A 16160-nucleotide genomic window follows, 5' to 3' on the forward strand; every position below is an offset into this window, starting at 1 on the left:
GATCAGCCCAGCCTTTCCCTGCGTCCGAGCAGACCCTGCGGTCTCACGAGGAGGATGACGATGAGCACCACGAGAGCGCTCGCATACTTCAGGTCCGACGGGATCCAGAGGGTCGAGACCTCGACCGCGATGCCGACGATGAGGGAGCCGACGAGGGCGCCGAACGCCGTGCCGAGACCGCCCAGCGTGATGGCGGCGAAGATCAGCAGCAGCATCTGCATGCCCATGTCCCACTTCACACCCGGGCGGAAGTAGGCCCAGAGGATGCCGGAGATCGCGGCCAGTGTTCCGGAGAGGATCCAGACGTAGCGGATGACCCTGTCGACGTCGATGCCGGAGGCGGCGGCGAGCTGGGGGTTGTCGGAGATCGCTCGCGTCGCCTTGCCGATCCGCGTGCGTGTCAGGAAGAACGCCACCGCCAGGATCACGACGATGCTCACGCCCATCGCGATCATGTCGATGTAGGACAGCGAGATCGGACCGAACTGGAGCGGCGTGGGGCTGGCGCCGGGGAGCTGGTACGTGCCTCCGCCGATGATGAACTGGAATGCGTAGCGGAGGGCCAGAGAGAGTCCGATGCTCACGATCATGAGCTGGACGACACCGAGCCCACGTCGCCGCAGCGGACGCCAGATCCCCGCATCCAGCGCCCAGCCGAACAGGCCGCCGCCGATGACGGCCGCGGCGATGCCGAGCCAGAGCGGGAGATGCCAGAACGTGGTCGTTACCAGGGCGACGAGACCGCCCCACGTCACCATCTCCGCGTGCGCGAAGTTCGACAACCGGGTGGTGCCGTAGATGAGCGCGGCACCCATCGAGGCGAGTGCGAGCAGGAGACCGAAGTTCAGGCCGCCGACCAGTCGCGAGAGCAGCTGGTCGATGAAGGAGACCGTAACCCGCTGGCCCTCGCCGAGGAACAGATTCATGATCTTGGTCCCGGTGAGACCGAACTCGACCTCGAAGGAGGCTGTCGTCCCCGCGATCGGCTGCGTTCCCTCCGGCAACTGGGTCGCGTCGACGATCACGCCCTCGGGCAGGGTCGACTCATCGACCGTCAGGGTGTACTTCTCCTTCTCGGGCACGTAGAGACGCCATTTGCCTTCGGCGTCGGTCTCGGTCTCACCCTTGAAGCCCTTGCCCTCGATGGACATGACGACGCCTTCGACAGGTTGATCGTCGAAGGTGACGACACCGGCGAAGTAGAACTCCGTGACCTCCTGCCCGTCGTCCGTCGTCTCGGCCGAAGCCGATGAGGGGGGTAGGAACACGAACGCGGTGAGCGCCATGAGGATAGCGAGCAGCGCGACCACCCAGGGGCGCTTTCGCTGCACGGCGATTGTTGTGGGTCCCACGCAACCTCCACTTTGAGTGCTGTGTCTCCGCGGTGTCGGGTCGACCGCGGGGATGGACGACGCACTTGAGCGTAATGCGCGATCGGCGATTCGCCTACGGTCCCTGCCAACAGTCCGGTAACGACGGGGCTCTGGGAATGTTCTCGGGCGTGTCTCGCTTAGAATCTTCATACGGGCCGCGGCCCCGCACCGGCCGACGTCGACCACCCCCTCGCACTCGGACATGCGCGACTCGCGCAGAAGGAGAATCCATGGAACAGCACGATCCCTTCGGCTTCGTCGGACTGACGTACGATGACGTGCTGCTGCTCCCCGGGCACACCGACGTGATCCCCAGCGAGGCCGACACCTCGTCGCGGATCACGCGCCGCATCTCGGTCGCTACCCCGCTGCTGTCGAGCGCGATGGACACGGTCACCGAATCCCGCATGGCGATCGCCATGGCCCGTGAGGGCGGCATCGGCATCCTGCACCGTAACCTCTCCATCGCCGACCAGGCCGCGCACGTCGACCGCGTCAAGCGCAGCGAGTCTGGCATGATCACCGACCCCATCACGACGACGCAGGATGCGACCGTCGAAGAAGTCGACAACCTCTGCGCGAAGTACCGCATCTCCGGTCTTCCGGTGGTCGACGACGAAGGAAAGCTGGTCGGCATCATCACGAACCGCGACATGCGGTTCGTCTCGGGCTTCGAGCGTCAGACCACCTTCGTCAAGGACGTCATGACGCGGGAGAACCTCGTGACCGCTCCCGTCGGCGTCGCCGCGGGCGAGGTCATCGCGCTGTTCGCCAAGCACCGTGTCGAGAAGCTGCCGCTCATCGACGGCGACGGCAAGCTCGCCGGCCTCATCACCATCAAGGACTTCGACAAGAGCGAGAAGTACCCGCTCGCCACCAAGGACGACCAGGGCCGCCTGCGCGTCGGTGCCGCCATCGGCTTCTTCGGCGATGCCTGGGAGCGTGCGGAGGCGCTGCGCGACGCCGGTGTCGACGTGCTCGTTGTCGACACCGCCAACGGGCAGTCGCAGGGCGTCATCGACCTCGTCCGCCGTCTCAAGGCCGACACCTCGTTCGAGCACATCGACATCATCGGCGGCAACGTCGCGACCCGCGAGGGCGCCCAAGCGCTGGTCGACGCGGGCGTCGACGCCGTCAAGGTCGGTGTCGGTCCCGGGTCCATCTGCACCACGCGCGTCGTCGCCGGTGTGGGCGTCCCGCAGGTCACCGCGGTCTACGAGGCGTCGCTCGCCGCGCGTCCCGCGGGGGTTCCGGTGATCGCCGACGGCGGACTGCAGTACTCGGGTGACATCGCCAAGGCCCTGGTCGCCGGTGCCGACGCCGTGATGCTCGGCTCGCTCCTGGCCGGAACCGACGAGTCCCCGGGCGAGATCGTCTTCCAGTCCGGCAAGCAGTTCAAGCAGTACCGCGGCATGGGCTCGCTGGGCGCCATGCAGACCCGTGGCAAGCAGACCTCGTACTCCAAGGACCGCTACTTCCAGGCCGACGTCCCCAGCGACGACAAGCTGATCCCCGAGGGCATCGAGGGGCAGGTGCCGTACCGCGGTCCGCTCTCCGCCGTGGCCTATCAGCTGGTCGGCGGACTGCGTCAGTCGATGTTCTACGTCGGCGCGCGCACCATCGAAGAGCTCAAGACGCGTGGCAAGTTCGTGCGCATCACCTCGGCGGGGCTCAAGGAGTCGCACCCGCACGACGTGCAGATCGTGGTCGAGGCGCCGAACTACAAGAAGTAGCCGCCACAGACGACGAGAGGGACCGGATGCGTGTCGCATCCGGTCCCTCTCGTCTTCTCGTCGGGGGTGGCTCAGCCGCACCGGTAGGTGACGCCGTCGACCTCCCATACGCCGGTGCCCAGCTCGGCACACATGCCGATGAGGCCGGCGATGACCGTCGCGAACAGGATGATCCCGATGATGCCGGCGATGGTCAGGATCGCGCCGATGATGATGCCGGCGATCGCGAGTCCCTTCGGCTGCCCCGCCTTGCCGAGCTTCACGACGGCGACGATGCTCAGGATGAGGCCGATCGGTGCAGCCACGAACGCGAGGACGAGGCCGACGATGGACAGCACGCGTCCAGGAGGGGTCGGTTCCGGCTGCGGATACGCGGGTGCTGCGGGAGCCGGGTATCCGGAGGCGGGTGCCGCGCCCGGAGCGGTATCCCAGGTCGGTGCCGAGGCGGGCGGAGGCGGAGTGGGGGCGGCTGCCGGCGGCGGCACCGGGTTCGAGGAGTCGGGCGCTGGCGGTTCGGGGAACGGGGGGTTGGTCATGTGCTTTCCTGTCGACGAGGCGGGAGGGAACGCACGGGCGGTCCCGGTTGCCCCCGAGCGTAGCGACCACCCCACGACCGCACCATCCCCTCCGCGCCGTGGACCTCCGGTCGGCCTCTTCCGTCTGCGTGCGGGGCGGCGTAGCGTTCCGGTATGTGTCGGAACATCGTCCCGTTGAACAACCTCGAACCCGCAGCGACCGATGAGGAATGCCACGACGCCGCCCTGCAGTTCGTGCGCAAGATCGCCGGGACCACGACCCCGTCGAGAGCCAACCAGCCGGCGTTCGACAGCGCCGTCGGTGAGATCGCCGTGGTCGTCAGCCGGCTCCTGAGCGAGCTCGTCACCACGGCGCCGCCGAAGAATCGCGAAGACGAAGCGGCGAAGAGGCGGGCCCGATCCGCTGAGCGGTACGAGGCGATCCGGGTCTTCCAGGAGGAGAAGCGCGCGGCCCGCGCCGGAGCGTAGGAGAGGCGCCGTCGCCAGGACGGTGCCGTATGCCAGAATCGACATACCCCGCTCGACTTTCCCTGCGGACCCGGTGTTGAAGGGCATCGAGATCGCGTGACCGACCCCCATCGGTCAGGGAACCTCCCCAAGGAGAGCTGTACATGGAGGAATCCCCTCGCGTTCTCGTCGTCGATGACGATCCGGACGTCGCCCTGCTCGTGAAGACCGTGCTCGAGCGGCGAGCCGGCTGCATCGTCGACGTCGCCGAAGACGGCCGTTCGGCTGTGGAGCGCGTCGCCGAAGTGCGTCCGGACGTCGTCGTCACCGACATCGAGATGCCGGGACTCAACGGGCTCGAACTGCTCGCCGAGTTGCGGAAGACGGTTCCCTCGGTTCCGGTCGTGGTGATGACCGCCCACGTCTCGGTGGAGTACGCCGTCTCTGCTCTGCGGGCGCAGGCGGATGAGTTCCTCACCAAGCCGCTCGACAACGGCAAGCTCGTGGAGGCGGTCACCCGTCTCGTCGAAGAGGGGCGGCGACGCCGTGAAGAGGCGCGCAAGCCCGAGCGGGTGCTCGCGATCGGTGCGCACCCCGACGACGTCGAGATCGGCGTCGGCGGGCTGCTCGCGGCGCACGCCGCGGCTCACGATGAGATCACCATCCTCACGCTCTCCCGCGGGGCCAGAGGGGGCGACGCCGACAGCCGTCAGAACGAATCCCTGGCCGCGGCCGACATGTTGGGCGCCCGTCTGTTCCTGAAGGACCTCGTCGACACGGAGATCTCCGGAGGCGGCTCCACGGTGCGGATCATCGAAGAGGTCGTGCAGGAGATCCAGCCGACGATCGTCTACACGCATTCGAGTCACGACCGCCATCAGGATCACCGCGCCGTGAGCGAGGCCACCATCGTCGCGACGCGGCGCGTGGGCACCGTTGCCTGCTACCAGAGCCCGTCCTCCACGATCGACTTCCGTCCCACGAGGTTCGTGCGCATCGACCACTACCTCGACGAGAAGCTGCGGCTGCTGGAGCGCTTCGGATCGCAGACCGCGAGCCGCGACTACCTGGCGCCCGAGTTCGTCACCGCAACGGCCCGGTACTGGTCGAGGTTCGGCGGAGGCACCGCGGTCGAACCTCTCGAAGTGGTCCGCGAGACCGCCGAGTTCATCGGCGCCCACGAACTCACGCGACGGGAGAGCTGATGACCAAGCGGGTGCTGGTGACCGGTGCCGGGGGACCGGCAGGAGTGGCGGTGATCCGGTCGCTGCTGCGCCGATCCGATCTGACCGTGTTCGCCGCCGACATGGATGGCTGGGCGAGCGGCATCTACCTGGTTCCACCGGCGCAGCGGCGTCTGGTGCCGCCGGGAAGGGACGCCGACTTCGTACCGGCGATCGCCCGCCTGGCCGCGGAAGACGGCCTCGACCTGGTGATCTCGACCGTCGACGTCGAGCTCATCGCGCTCGCCGAGCGTCGGGAGGAGCTGGCCCCCGCTGTCCTGGCCGCTCCGTCGGCGGACACCCTGAACACCGCGCTCGACAAACTCGCGCTCGCCGAGCGCTGCGCGCCGACCGGACACACCCCGCGCACGGTTCTCGCCGGACGTGACGCCGAGGCCGTCGACTGGGAGTTCCCGGTCTTCGCCAAACCGCGTCAAGGCGCGGGAAGCCGTGGCGTGCGGCTCGTCCCCGATCGCGCGGCTCTCGAGGCGCTGCCGACGGACGAGGGACTCATCGTGCAGGACTTCCTCCCGGGGGAGGAGTACTCGGTCGACGTCATCGCGGATGCCGCCGGCAACGTCGTCGCGGCCGTGCCCCGCACCCGTGCCCGGGTCGATTCCGGCGTGGCGATCGCCGGGCGCACCGTCCGCGACCCGGAGCTCGAGGAGACGGCGGCATCGATCGCGCGTGCGATCGGACTGGTCGGCGTCGCAAACGTGCAGCTGCGGCGCGATCGCACCGGTCGTGCCGTGCTGCTCGAGGTCAATCCGCGCTTTCCCGGGGCCCTGCCGCTGACGATAGCCGCGGGCGTCGACATCCCGTCGCTCGTGGCCGACCTGTTCCTGGGGCGCGAGCTGCCGGTGCAGGTACCGTTCCGTGAGGTCGCTTCCGTGCGCTTCCTGGAGGACGTGATCGTCGAGATCGAAGACGTGCTGGTCTCCGCCCATGCAGGGCATCAGGAGGAGCTGTGAGCCACGCTCTGCTTCGCGGCGATCACCACGTCCACTCGACGTTCTCGGACGATGCCGTATCGACGCTCGCCCAGAACGTCGAGGCGGCAGCGGCCGCGGGACTCACCACTCTGCGTCTGGTCGATCACGTGCGACAGGGCACCACCTGGGTGCCGGAGTACCTCGCTGCGGTGCGGGCCCTCCGGGTGCCGGATGGTCTCGCGGTGCTCACGGGAGTGGAGGCGAAGATCCTCGACGCCGCGGGAACGCTGGACATCCCGACGCTCCCGGACGGGATCGACCGCATCCTCATCGCCGATCATCAGTTCCCCGGTGCGGCCGGTCCTCTCGGGCCCTCGGCGGTCCGGGAGCGGATCGCCGCCGGCTGGGCGACCGACGATGTGCTCGATCAGCTCGTCGAGGCGCTCGTCGCCACGATGCGCCGGTACCCGGGGAACCAGCTCGCGCACTGCTTCTCGATCCTGCCGAAGATCGGCCTGTCTGAAGACGATCTCGGCCCGGAGCGGACGGAAGCCTGGGCCCGGGCCGCCGCCGAGACCGACACCCTCGTCGAGGTCAACGAGAAGTGGGGGTGCCCCGGCGTCCCGGCACTGACCGCCCTGCGGCGCGTCGGCGGCGAGATCGTCGCCTCCACCGACAGTCATGACGCCTCGGAGGTCGGCCGATACTCCCGGGTGATCGCGTTGCTCGACGCGATGGAGGTGTCGTGATGACGGATCTCTCGGTGCTGGAGGCCGTGCTGGTCATCGTCCTCCTGCTCTGCGTGCTGGTGGGAACGCTGCCCGTGATCAATACCGGGCTGCAGTTCCTCGTGCTGCCGCTGCACGCGTTCCGCAATCACTACGGCAAGGCGGCGCCGTACCACCCGCACGTCGCCGTCATCATCCCGGCCTGGAACGAAGGCGCGGTGATCGGTCCGGCCATCGAACGACTGCTGCAGCTGGAGTATCCCGCCGAACGCCTCCGGGTCTTCGTCGTCGACGATGCGTCCACGGACGACACCCCGGCGATCGTCGGCGCGAAGGCGCAGGCCCATCCGGGTCGCGTCGTGCACCTGCGGCGCGAGAAGGGTGGCGAGGGCAAGGCGCACACGCTCAACCACGGTCTCGATGTGGTCCTCGCCGACTCGTGGACCGAAGCGGTGCTCATCATGGATGCGGACGTGATCTTCGCGCGCGACTCGCTGCGCAAGCTCACCAGGCACCTCGCCGACGAGAAGGTCGGCGCGGTGACGGCGTACATCGCTGAGGGCAGCCGCGACCGCAACTACCTCACCCGGTTCATCGCGATCGAGTACGTGATCGGCCAGCTCTCCGCCCGCCGGGTGCAGAACGTGGGCGGTGCGATCGCCTGCCTCGCCGGTGGCGCGCAGCTGCATTCGCGGGCGAACCTCGAGGCCATCGGGGGACGCATCCCGACGGGCACGCTCGCCGAAGACACCATGACGACCTTCGAGGGTCAGCTCAAGGGACGTCGGATGGTCTTCGAGCCGCACGCGGTCGTGCTGGCCGAGGAGCCGCGCACGATCGACAGCCTGTGGAAGCAGCGGTTGCGCTGGGCGCGGGGCAACGTGCAGCTGACCTCGATCTACCGCAAGCTCTGGTTCCGCCCGAGCCGCGAACACAACCTGGGCAGCTTCGGTTTCGGGCTGGCCTGGTTCACGATCCTGCTGCTGCCCGCCTTCATGCTGCTCGCGGCTGCGGGGATGCTCGCACTGCTCGTCCTGCACAGCGACATCGCCGAGTTCGTCTTCCGCTTCATGTGGATCTCCGCGGCCTGCATCTACCTCTTCTCGATGCTCTACTCCGTGCAGCTCGACCCGCGGACCGGCAGACATTCCTGGCGCGAGGCGATCATGTTCCCGGGGCTCGGTGCCCTGATCCTGATGGCGATCGCCCTCTTCCCCTGGGCGTTCGAATCGCTCCTGACCGCCGTCGGGCTGGGGCTGACGGATCAATCCCGCTTCGTCTGGGCCGTGATCTTCTACCTGTGGGGCCCGATCTCGATGCTCGGCATCTGGCTGGCGCGCGCGGTGGAGCCTCTTCCCGGTGGACGGTTCTTCGCCGGTCTGCTGCTGTACATCTGCGGCTACGGGTCGCTGCTGTGTGCGATCACCGTGGACTCCTACATCAAAGAATGGCGTCGAGCCGACGCCTCCTGGATCAAGACCGAGAAGATCGGACGTGTCGACTCATGACCGCAACCCCGTCGCACGATGCCGAAGTCGAGGAGATCGCCGCGGACGCCCGACGAGAGCGGCGACTGATCCCTCAAGCCCTGCTCGCCCTGGTCGTCGTCGTCATCATCGTCGTCGTGCGAGAGCTGTTCCTTCGATGACCGGGAGGCCGCTGGCCCTCGTCGTCGAGGACGCTCCCGACCAGGCCGCCCTGCTGCGTCGATACCTCGATCGTGAGGGCTTCGACGTGTTCATCGCCCGCGACGCGGAGTCGGCGATCGCGGCGTTCCCCGAGATCGATCCCGTGCTGGCCGTGCTCGACCTCATCCTCCCCGGCATCTCGGGTCAGGAGTGCGCGCGGCTGGTCCGGGAGCGGTTCCCCGAGTGCTTCCTCGTGATCAGCTCCGTGCTCGACGCCGCCGACTATCCGCCGGCCGATGCCGCCCTGCCGAAGCCGATCACCGGCTCCGACCTGCACGCCATCGTGGGGACGGTGCGGCGATGAGGGCGACTCCGCTCGACCGGGCGGAGAACCGCTGGTATCAGGTCTTCGACAACCCGAGCCCGCTGCTCAAGCAGGCGCCGACGGTCATCGCGACCGTCATCGCGGCGATCTTGACCTGGTGGGTCCCCGACCTGCCGATCACGCACGTCGCACCGGCCGTGGCGGGAATCGCGGTGGTCCTCGCGGCGACCGCGTTCGCCGCCGTGCTCACCGCGCGCGGCACGATCGACGGGTGGGCCGTCCTCCTCATCCCCATCGTCGACATCGCCGGGCTCGGCCTCTTCCGCACCGGCACCGGCGGCGCCACCTCGCTCTTCTCCTCGCTCGTGCTCCTCCCCGTGGTCTGGCTGGCCGCGGCGCCCGGAATCCGCTGGGTGTTCGTGGTCGGCGGGCTGACCTCGATCGCCCTGCTCATGCCGTACTTCACCGACCCGCCCGAGACCTCGGTCGAATGGCTGCGCGGCGTGGTCGGACCGCTCGTGTTCTCGGCGGTGGCGGCGGTCATCAACCAGCTCTCGAGACAGCAGCGCATGCGCGTGGAGCAGGCGGAGGAGCTCGTCGCCGAACGCACCAGGGCGCTGTCGGAGAACGTCGCGATGATCGTGCAGCTGCGCGACAAGGAGCGTCAGTACCGTGAGCTGCTCGACTCGTTCGAGAGCCTCTGGTCGTCCATCACGGCACAGGCGGTGATTGCCACGGATCGGCGCGGCATCGTGACGGCGTGGAACCCCGGCGCGGTGCGGCTTCTCGGGCTGCCGGTCGACGAGGCGCTCCGCGACGTGCGCATCGATCGCTTCTTCTCCACCGCCGCGCTCTCGATGCTCGCCGCGGAGAACGCGCAGGACGCGCAGGTCGTGCGGGGGAATCCTCCGCGGGATGCCGAGCTCGCCGCCGGGATCGAAGCGCTGTTCGCGCAGGCCGATGCCGGGTCGACGGTGGACAGCGACATCGAGGTGGTCACGGCAGGGGGCACCACGGTTCCGGCACGCGTGACGGTCAGCCCGCACAAGGACGGCGCCGGCGCACAGCAGGGCTACCTCTTCGTGCTGACCGACGAGACCAGGGCCGTCGAGGTCGCCCGCATGAAGGATGAGTTCGTGGGGATGATCTCGCACGAGCTCCGCACGCCTCTCAGCGCGATCATCGGCTTCCTCGATCTGCTCCAGAACGATCCGGGGCAGCCGCTCACCGATGACCAGCAGGAGTTCGTCGGCATCATCGAGCGCAACGCGCAGCGTCTGCTCAACCTCGTGGGCGACCTGCTCTTCACGGCGCAGGTCGAGTCGGGGCGGTTCCCGCTCGAGCGCGAGGAGACCGACGTCGCCGAGTTGGTGCGATCGGCCGTGACGTCGGCCGGGCCGCATGCGCAGCGCGAGGGCATCGATCTCGTGGCCGAAGTCGGGGCGGATGCGATCCCCGTCTTCGTCGACGCGGGTCGCATCGGGCAGGCCATCGACAATCTGCTCTCGAACGCCATCAAGTTCACGCCGCGAGGCGGTACGGTCACCGCTCGAGTGCGGACGCTCGACGGAGGCGTGGAGTTCTCGATCGCGGACACCGGAGTGGGCATTCCGGAGGACGAGCAGGGGATGCTCTTCACCCGCTTCTTCCGTGCATCGACCGCGACGCGCAACGCGGTACCGGGGGTGGGGCTCGGCCTCACGATCACCCGGGCCATCGTGCTGGCGCATGGGGGGACGATGGACGTGACGAGTCAGGAGGGTGTCGGGACGGAGTTCCGCTTCTTCCTGCCGGCAGCGCCTCGCACCGAAGTGCTGATGAGCCTGAGCCGGCCCGACTGAGTCCCTCATCGAGCCGGAGGGTACTCTCGGGGCATGGGTACCACATTCGTTGCACCGATGGGCGACCGTGGGCGCCTGGTGGTCCCCGCCGAGCTCCGTGCCCGTCAGCACTGGGAGCAGGGGGTTCCCCTGCTCATGATCGAGACGGCGGGAGGCGTGATTCTCGTCACCCGGGAGCAAGCCAAGGCGCTGGTGAGGTCGCAGCTGGAAGGGAAGGACGCCCTCGAGTCCCTTCTTGCAGAGCGACGCAGATCAGCGAACTCCGAGGACGCGGCTGCGTGATGGTGGTCGACGCGTCAGCGCTCCTCGCGTTCCTGCAGGGAGACCCGGGCGCCGATCGGGTCGAGGAAGTCCTCGATGAGTCGGTGATCGGAGCGGCGAACTGGTCGGAGCTCGCGCAGAAGGTGCGCGCATCCGGTGCCGATTGGGAGGTCGCTTCCGGTTTGCTGCTCAGCTATCGAGTGCGGGTGGAACCCGTGTCTCAGCGCGACGCCGAAGCCGCCGCGGAGTCATGGGAGCGCGGGAGCGGGCTCTCACTCGGAGATCGGTTGTGTCTCGCACTCGCGCGACGTCTCGACATGCCCGTTCTCACGGCGGACCGCGCGTGGGGCGAGTCCGAGCGCATCGAGCAGCTGCGACGCTGACCCGAGCGGAGAACTTCTCGGCGTCGTGACGCTGCGTGTCCCGGTGTGAAGCCGGATGACGAATGGCCGGCAGCGCACGCGGGATGGCCGCTACCGTCGGGCCATGACTCTTCTCCAGGACCAGCTCGCCGGTGTCGCCGATGTCACACCGCCCGAGCGCGCGCAGCGCCTCACCGACGCCGGATCGGCGTGGAACGACCGGATCGCAGCGGACGACGCCAATGCCCGGCTGACGTATCGGGTCACTGGGCGCGGCATCGGCTCCGTGGCGACCGAGATCCGCGCAGGCAAGCACCGCTTCATCGTCGACGAGCCGGGCGCGCTCGCGGGTGACGACGTGGCGGCCAGCCCGGTCGAGTATGCGCTGGGTGCGCTCGTCTCGTGTCAGGTGGTCGTGTACCGGCTCTACGCCCAGGCTCTCGGGCTCACGATCGACGGGATCGAGATCACTGCGGAGGGTGACCTCGACGTGCGCAAGCTGTTCGGCCTCGACGAGTCGGGGCGTGCAGGATTCCACGACGTGCGGGTGGCGGTCGACATCACCGGCCCGAACACCCCGGAGGAGTACGAGAACCTGCGTACCGTCGTCGACGCGCACTGCCCCGTGCTCGATCTCTTCGCCGCTCCCGTGCCGACGTCGAGCGTTCTGGTCTGACCGTTCGGAGCATCTCCGGCCGCGGTGTGGAGCATGCCCGCTCCTGCTGATAGCCTGGTCGGCTCGGCATGCGCGGGCGGAAGGACGGCCACGCACCGTGGGCTCTATCGATGTATCCAGCGTCTCCTTGACGCTCCCCGACGGCAGACCTCTTCTCGACGAGGCGAGTTTTCGCGTCGGCGCCGGCTCGACGAGCGCGCTGATCGGCCCGAACGGCGCGGGCAAGACCACCCTGCTCCGCATCATCCGCGGCGATCAGACGGCCGATGACGGCGTGGTGACGATCGACGGCGGACTCGGCGTGATGGACCAGTTCGTCGGTCACGGTGAGGCGGGCGAGACCGTCCAGCAGCTCCTGGTGCGGGTCGCTCCTGCACGCATCCGCACGGCGGCCGAAGGGCTCGAGGCGGCGGAGAACGCGCTGATCGAACGCGATGAGCACGACACGCAGATGGCTTACGCGTCGGCGATCGCCGAGTACGCGGATGCCGGAGGCTACGAGCACGAGACCGTCTGGGACCAGTGCACGATCGCTGCCCTCGGGGTGCCGTACGAGCGGGCGCGGTATCGCGAGCTCACCACGCTCTCCGGGGGTGAGCAGAAGCGGCTCGCGCTCGAGGCGCTGCTGCGGGGGCCCGACGAGGTGCTGCTGCTCGACGAGCCGGACAACTACCTCGACGTGCCCACCAAGCGCTGGCTCGAGGAACAACTGCGTCAGACGCCCAAGACCGTGCTGCTGGTGTCGCACGACCGCGAGCTGCTCGCTCGTGCGGTCGATCGGCTCATCACCCTCGAACCCGGGGGAGCCGGCGCGACGGCCTGGGTGCACGGTGGCGGCTTCGGCACCTACCAGCAGGCGAGGACCGACCGGATGGACCGGCTCGACGAGCTGCGCCGGCGCTGGGACGAGCAGCACGAGAAGCTGCGCACCCTGGTGGCGAACCTCAAGGTGAAAGCCTCGGCGAACGACGGTTTCGCGTCGCGGTATCAGGCGGCGCAGACCCGTCTGCGCAAGTTCGAGGAAGCCGGCCCGCCCGAGGAGCGGCCGCCCGCGCAGGAGTTCGACATGCGACTGCGCGGCGCGCGCACGGGCAAGCGGGCGGTGGTCGCGCAGCGGCTGGAGCTGACCGGGCTCATGCGTCCGTTCGATGCCGAGGTCTGGTACGGCGACCGGGTCGCCGTGCTGGGCTCGAACGGATCGGGGAAGTCGCACTTCCTGCGGCTGTTGGCGCACGGCGGCAGCGATCCCGATGCGACGCTCGGCCATGTCACCTCGACCGGCGAGCAGCTGAGCGCGGTGGAGCACACCGGCACAGCCGCACTCGGTGCGCGCGTGGTACCCGGCCTGTTCGCGCAGACGCATGCGCATCCGGAGTTCGTCGGACGCACGCTGCTCGAGATCCTGCACCGCGGCGACGATCGACGCGCCGGGATGCCGCGTGATGCCGCGAGCTCGGCGCTCGACCGGTACGGCCTCGTGCGGCAGGCTCAGCAGACGTTCGATTCGCTCTCGGGTGGACAGCAGGCGCGGTTCCAGGTGCTGCTGCTGGAGCTCTCCGGGGCGACGCTGCTGCTGTTGGACGAGCCGACAGACAACCTCGACCTGGAGTCGGCCGAGGCGCTCGAACACGCGCTGGCGCGATTCGAGGGGACCGTGCTCGCCGTCACCCACGACCGCTGGTTCGCGCGATCGTTCGACCGGTTCCTGGTGTTCGGATCGGACGGGGACGTGTACGAATCCGACGAGCCGGTGTGGGACGAGAAGCGGGTGGCGCGCACACGCTGACGTCCGGCGCGGATCAGGGCAACCGGAAGGGCGCAGCGGCGCGCGCGGTGGGGTCCATCGTGAGGTCGGCGAGGATCCCGCCGACGCCCGGGGCGAACTTGAAGCCATGACCGGAGAATCCGGCGCCCACCACGATCCGGCCCCGGCGATCCAGCACGAACGTCCCGTCGTCGGTCGAGGTGTACGTGCAGCTGATCGGCACGGCGGACGCGGCGTCGAGCCCCGGCATCCACTCGCGCACGTAGTCCGCCAGCGCGCGTTGATGCGTGGGCAGGTGCGGTCGGGCGTCCGGGTCGACCACATCTCCCACGCGGTGGAAACCCACCTTCACGCCTTCGCCGGGCGTCGGCATGCCGTAGACGGTGGCAGGGTATGCCGCGGGATCGACGTAGTGATTGAACGAGGGCCAGGTCGCGTCGGTCAGCGGCCGGAAATGCGCCGGCGTCTCTTCGGTGACGGCGAGTCGCGGCAGGCCGAAGCGGGCGAGGAGCTTCTGCGTCCACGCGCCGGCGGTCACGATGACGATCTCCGCACGCAGCCGGCTGCCGTCGGCGAGATCGACCGCGGCGCCGTCCCGGTGCTCGTCGATGTGCGCGACCGGCATGTTCCAGCGCACCTCTGCGCCCCCGGCGACGATCCGCCGTTCCAGCTCGCGGAGTGTTTCCGTCGCGCGCACGATTCCGGCGTCGGAGGACCACAGCACGTCGCCGTCGAAGCGCATCCCCGGCCACCGGGCGCTCGCCTCGGCGGGGGAGAGTACCGCGCTCGGGATGCCGCGGGCGTCGAGCCCCGCGTGCACCGCGGCGAGGTCGGGGTGGCCATGGGTGACGAGTCCGTGCAGGCGCAGGAGCGGCTCGCCGTCGACGTCACCCAGTGCATCCCACCCGGCGCGGGCGCGCACGAGCAGATCGAGGTAGTGATCCTCGTCGTACGCGTTGTTGAAGTTGCGGGTCGCCCCGTGCGAAGCGCCCTCATGATGGCCGCGTGCGAACCGGTCGACCACGACGGGAGGACGTCCTCGTCGCACCAGCTCCCACGCCGTCGCCAGCCCCATCACGCCGCCGCCCACCACCACGACGTCCACGGTCTCGGTCCTCATGTCGTCCTCCCGGTCTCGGAGCCAGTCTTCCAGCACGGGCCCGTCCGGCCGCCGGGTAGGCTGGTGGGGTGACCATGGAGATCGAGCTCGGCCGAGGAAAGCGTGCACGCCGCGCGTACACGTTCGATGACATCGCGGTGGTGCCCTCGCGGCGCACGCGCAACCCGGAGGACGTGTCCACCGCCTGGACGATCGACGCCTTCGGCTTCGAGATCCCGGTGCTCGGCGCGCCGATGGACTCGGTCGTGAGCCCGCAGACCGCGATCATGCTCGGTCAGCTCGGCGGACTCGGGGTCCTCGACCTCGAGGGCCTGTGGACGCGTTACGAGAACCCCGAGCCGCTGCTCGCGGAGATCGCGGGTCTCGACGATGCCGGGGCCACGGTGCGGATGCAGGAGCTGTACTCCGAGCCGATCAAGCCCGAGCTCATCACCCGTCGCCTCGCCGAGGTCCGCGAAGCGGGCGTCACGGTCGCAGGGTCCCTCACCCCGCAGCGCACTCAGGAGTACTACGACACCGTCGCCGCCGCCGGCGTCGACCTCTTCGTGATCCGCGGCACCACGGTGTCGGCCGAGCACGTGTCGAGTGTCGCAGAGCCCCTCAACCTCAAGAAGTTCATCTACGACCTCGACGTGCCCGTCATCGTCGGCGGTGCCGCGACCTACACCGCGGCCCTCCACCTGATGCGCACGGGCGCCGCCGGTGTGCTCGTCGGCTTCGGCGGGGGAGCGGCGTCGACCACGCGCGCCACCCTCGGCATCCACGCGCCGATGGCGACGGCAGTCTCCGACGTCGCCGCCGCTCGCCGTGACTACCTCGACGAGTCCGGCGGACGCTACGTGCACGTGATCGCCGACGGCGGCGTGGGCACGTCCGGCGACATCGTCAAGGCTCTCGCGATGGGCGCCGACGCGGTCATGCTCGGTGTCGCGCTCGCCCGTGCCACCGACGCACCGGGCCACGGTTTCCACTGGGGGCCCGAGGCGCATCACCCCAAGCTGCCGCGCGGCCACCGTGTCGAGGTCGGCGGCATCGGCACGCTCGAAGAGATCCTCTACGGCCCGGCGCCCGTGGCAGACGGCACCGCGAACCTCATCGGTGCGCTGCGCAAGTCGATGGCGACCACCGGATACTCCGACCTCAAGGAGTTCCAGCGGGTCGAGGTCGTGCTCGCACCGTACGAGGCCTGAGGGTCCTGCGCTCCACCGTG

The 16160-nt window shown here is 69.0% G+C and carries 17 protein-coding genes; 14 read left to right on the plus strand and 3 right to left on the minus strand.

Annotation, left to right across the window (positions count from 1 at the left end):
- Positions 1 to 2: 2 nt before the first annotated feature.
- Positions 3 to 1286 carry a branched-chain amino acid ABC transporter permease gene (locus GLO27_RS01410; protein WP_243844706.1) on the minus strand — a complete coding sequence of 428 codons (1284 nt, stop codon included), beginning with the start codon at positions 1284 to 1286 and terminating at the stop codon, positions 3 to 5.
- A 317-nt stretch (positions 1287 to 1603) separates the two neighbouring features.
- Here GLO27_RS01410 and guaB point away from each other — a divergent pair, with 317 nt between their 5' ends.
- Entirely contained in the window at positions 1604 to 3106 is a 1503-nt protein-coding gene (gene guaB, locus GLO27_RS01415; RefSeq protein WP_021198909.1) for an IMP dehydrogenase, read from the plus strand.
- Positions 3107 to 3177: 71 nt separating this feature from the next.
- Here guaB and GLO27_RS01420 read toward each other — a convergent pair whose 3' ends face one another.
- Positions 3178 to 3642: a hypothetical protein gene (locus tag GLO27_RS01420; RefSeq protein ID WP_081860083.1), complete on the minus strand. Its 465-nt coding sequence runs from the start codon at positions 3640 to 3642 to the stop codon at positions 3178 to 3180.
- 153 nt (positions 3643 to 3795) lie between these two features.
- Here GLO27_RS01420 and GLO27_RS01425 point away from each other — a divergent pair, with 153 nt between their 5' ends.
- The 12 genes from GLO27_RS01425 to GLO27_RS01480 all read left to right on the plus strand — a co-directional run bounded on the left by GLO27_RS01425 (position 3796) and on the right by GLO27_RS01480 (position 13851).
- Positions 3796 to 4110 carry a DUF2277 domain-containing protein gene (locus tag GLO27_RS01425; RefSeq protein ID WP_029258604.1) on the plus strand — a complete coding sequence of 105 codons (315 nt, stop codon included), beginning with the start codon at positions 3796 to 3798 and terminating at the stop codon, positions 4108 to 4110.
- A 143-nt stretch (positions 4111 to 4253) separates the two neighbouring features.
- Positions 4254 to 5294, plus strand: a complete 1041-nt coding sequence (locus GLO27_RS01430) for a response regulator (RefSeq protein ID WP_029258603.1) — start codon at positions 4254 to 4256, stop codon at positions 5292 to 5294.
- Positions 5294 to 6283: an ATP-grasp domain-containing protein gene (locus GLO27_RS01435; RefSeq protein WP_021198905.1), complete on the plus strand. Its 990-nt coding sequence runs from the start codon at positions 5294 to 5296 to the stop codon at positions 6281 to 6283. The genes GLO27_RS01430 and GLO27_RS01435 overlap by 1 nt, the downstream gene beginning before the upstream one ends.
- Positions 6280 to 6993, plus strand: a complete 714-nt coding sequence (locus tag GLO27_RS01440) for a PHP domain-containing protein (RefSeq protein ID WP_021198904.1) — start codon at positions 6280 to 6282, stop codon at positions 6991 to 6993. Before GLO27_RS01435 ends, GLO27_RS01440 begins: the two co-directional genes overlap by 4 nt.
- Entirely contained in the window at positions 6993 to 8480 is a 1488-nt protein-coding gene (locus GLO27_RS01445; RefSeq protein ID WP_021198903.1) for a glycosyltransferase, read from the plus strand. The genes GLO27_RS01440 and GLO27_RS01445 overlap by 1 nt, the downstream gene beginning before the upstream one ends.
- Positions 8477 to 8620 (plus strand): hypothetical protein, encoded by a 144-nt coding sequence (locus GLO27_RS01450; protein ID WP_021198902.1) that lies wholly within the window; start codon positions 8477 to 8479, stop codon positions 8618 to 8620. Before GLO27_RS01445 ends, GLO27_RS01450 begins: the two co-directional genes overlap by 4 nt.
- Positions 8617 to 8964, plus strand: coding sequence for a response regulator (locus GLO27_RS01455; protein WP_167253269.1), 348 nt, complete (start codon positions 8617 to 8619; stop codon positions 8962 to 8964). The genes GLO27_RS01450 and GLO27_RS01455 overlap by 4 nt, the downstream gene beginning before the upstream one ends.
- Positions 8961 to 10766 carry an ATP-binding protein gene (locus GLO27_RS01460; protein WP_167253271.1) on the plus strand — a complete coding sequence of 602 codons (1806 nt, stop codon included), beginning with the start codon at positions 8961 to 8963 and terminating at the stop codon, positions 10764 to 10766. Before GLO27_RS01455 ends, GLO27_RS01460 begins: the two co-directional genes overlap by 4 nt.
- Before the next feature lie 33 nt (positions 10767 to 10799).
- Positions 10800 to 11048 (plus strand): AbrB/MazE/SpoVT family DNA-binding domain-containing protein, encoded by a 249-nt coding sequence (locus GLO27_RS01465; RefSeq protein ID WP_021198899.1) that lies wholly within the window; start codon positions 10800 to 10802, stop codon positions 11046 to 11048.
- Positions 11048 to 11410, plus strand: a complete 363-nt coding sequence (locus GLO27_RS01470) for a type II toxin-antitoxin system VapC family toxin (RefSeq protein ID WP_208323491.1) — start codon at positions 11048 to 11050, stop codon at positions 11408 to 11410. The genes GLO27_RS01465 and GLO27_RS01470 overlap by 1 nt, the downstream gene beginning before the upstream one ends.
- Before the next feature lie 103 nt (positions 11411 to 11513).
- On the plus strand, positions 11514 to 12065 hold the full coding sequence (locus tag GLO27_RS01475; protein ID WP_021198897.1) for an OsmC family protein: 552 nt from the start codon (positions 11514 to 11516) through the stop codon (positions 12063 to 12065).
- A 97-nt stretch (positions 12066 to 12162) separates the two neighbouring features.
- Positions 12163 to 13851 carry an ATP-binding cassette domain-containing protein gene (locus GLO27_RS01480; RefSeq protein ID WP_167253275.1) on the plus strand — a complete coding sequence of 563 codons (1689 nt, stop codon included), beginning with the start codon at positions 12163 to 12165 and terminating at the stop codon, positions 13849 to 13851.
- A 13-nt stretch (positions 13852 to 13864) separates the two neighbouring features.
- Here GLO27_RS01480 and GLO27_RS01485 read toward each other — a convergent pair whose 3' ends face one another.
- Positions 13865 to 14950 (minus strand): FAD-dependent oxidoreductase, encoded by a 1086-nt coding sequence (locus tag GLO27_RS01485; protein WP_167253277.1) that lies wholly within the window; start codon positions 14948 to 14950, stop codon positions 13865 to 13867.
- 74 nt (positions 14951 to 15024) lie between these two features.
- Between GLO27_RS01485 and GLO27_RS01490 the strand changes: the two genes are divergently transcribed.
- The gene (locus GLO27_RS01490) at positions 15025 to 16140 is read left to right on the plus strand and encodes a GuaB3 family IMP dehydrogenase-related protein (RefSeq protein ID WP_021198895.1); all 1116 of its coding nucleotides are present in this window, start codon (positions 15025 to 15027) and stop codon (positions 16138 to 16140) included.
- Positions 16141 to 16160 lie beyond the last annotated feature (20 nt).

Source organism: Microbacterium sp. Be9, from assembly GCF_011754135.1.
In the GTDB taxonomy this organism is placed as follows: Bacteria; Actinomycetota; Actinomycetes; order Actinomycetales; family Microbacteriaceae; genus Microbacterium; species Microbacterium maritypicum_A.

Bases quoted from the DNA above. Each gene is read 5' to 3' on its own strand.
- GLO27_RS01430 (WP_029258603.1), top strand. From the start codon at position 4,254: ATGGAGGAATCCCCTCGCGTTCTCGTCGTCGATGACGATCCGGACGTC.
- GLO27_RS01425 (WP_029258604.1), top strand. From the start codon at position 3,796: ATGTGTCGGAACATCGTCCCGTTGAACAACCTCGAACCCGCAGCGACC.
- GLO27_RS01465 (WP_021198899.1), top strand. From the start codon at position 10,800: ATGGGTACCACATTCGTTGCACCGATGGGCGACCGTGGGCGCCTGGTG.
- GLO27_RS01470 (WP_208323491.1), top strand. From the start codon at position 11,048: ATGGTGGTCGACGCGTCAGCGCTCCTCGCGTTCCTGCAGGGAGACCCG.
- guaB (WP_021198909.1), top strand. From the start codon at position 1,604: ATGGAACAGCACGATCCCTTCGGCTTCGTCGGACTGACGTACGATGAC.
- GLO27_RS01445 (WP_021198903.1), top strand. From the start codon at position 6,993: ATGACGGATCTCTCGGTGCTGGAGGCCGTGCTGGTCATCGTCCTCCTG.
- GLO27_RS01410 (WP_243844706.1), bottom strand. From the start codon at position 1,286: ATGGCGCTCACCGCGTTCGTGTTCCTACCCCCCTCATCGGCTTCGGCC.
- GLO27_RS01435 (WP_021198905.1), top strand. From the start codon at position 5,294: ATGACCAAGCGGGTGCTGGTGACCGGTGCCGGGGGACCGGCAGGAGTG.
- GLO27_RS01420 (WP_081860083.1), bottom strand. From the start codon at position 3,642: ATGACCAACCCCCCGTTCCCCGAACCGCCAGCGCCCGACTCCTCGAAC.
- GLO27_RS01455 (WP_167253269.1), top strand. From the start codon at position 8,617: ATGACCGGGAGGCCGCTGGCCCTCGTCGTCGAGGACGCTCCCGACCAG.
- GLO27_RS01490 (WP_021198895.1), top strand. From the start codon at position 15,025: ATGGAGATCGAGCTCGGCCGAGGAAAGCGTGCACGCCGCGCGTACACG.
- GLO27_RS01475 (WP_021198897.1), top strand. From the start codon at position 11,514: ATGACTCTTCTCCAGGACCAGCTCGCCGGTGTCGCCGATGTCACACCG.
- GLO27_RS01485 (WP_167253277.1), bottom strand. From the start codon at position 14,950: ATGAGGACCGAGACCGTGGACGTCGTGGTGGTGGGCGGCGGCGTGATG.
- GLO27_RS01460 (WP_167253271.1), top strand. From the start codon at position 8,961: ATGAGGGCGACTCCGCTCGACCGGGCGGAGAACCGCTGGTATCAGGTC.
- GLO27_RS01450 (WP_021198902.1), top strand. From the start codon at position 8,477: ATGACCGCAACCCCGTCGCACGATGCCGAAGTCGAGGAGATCGCCGCG.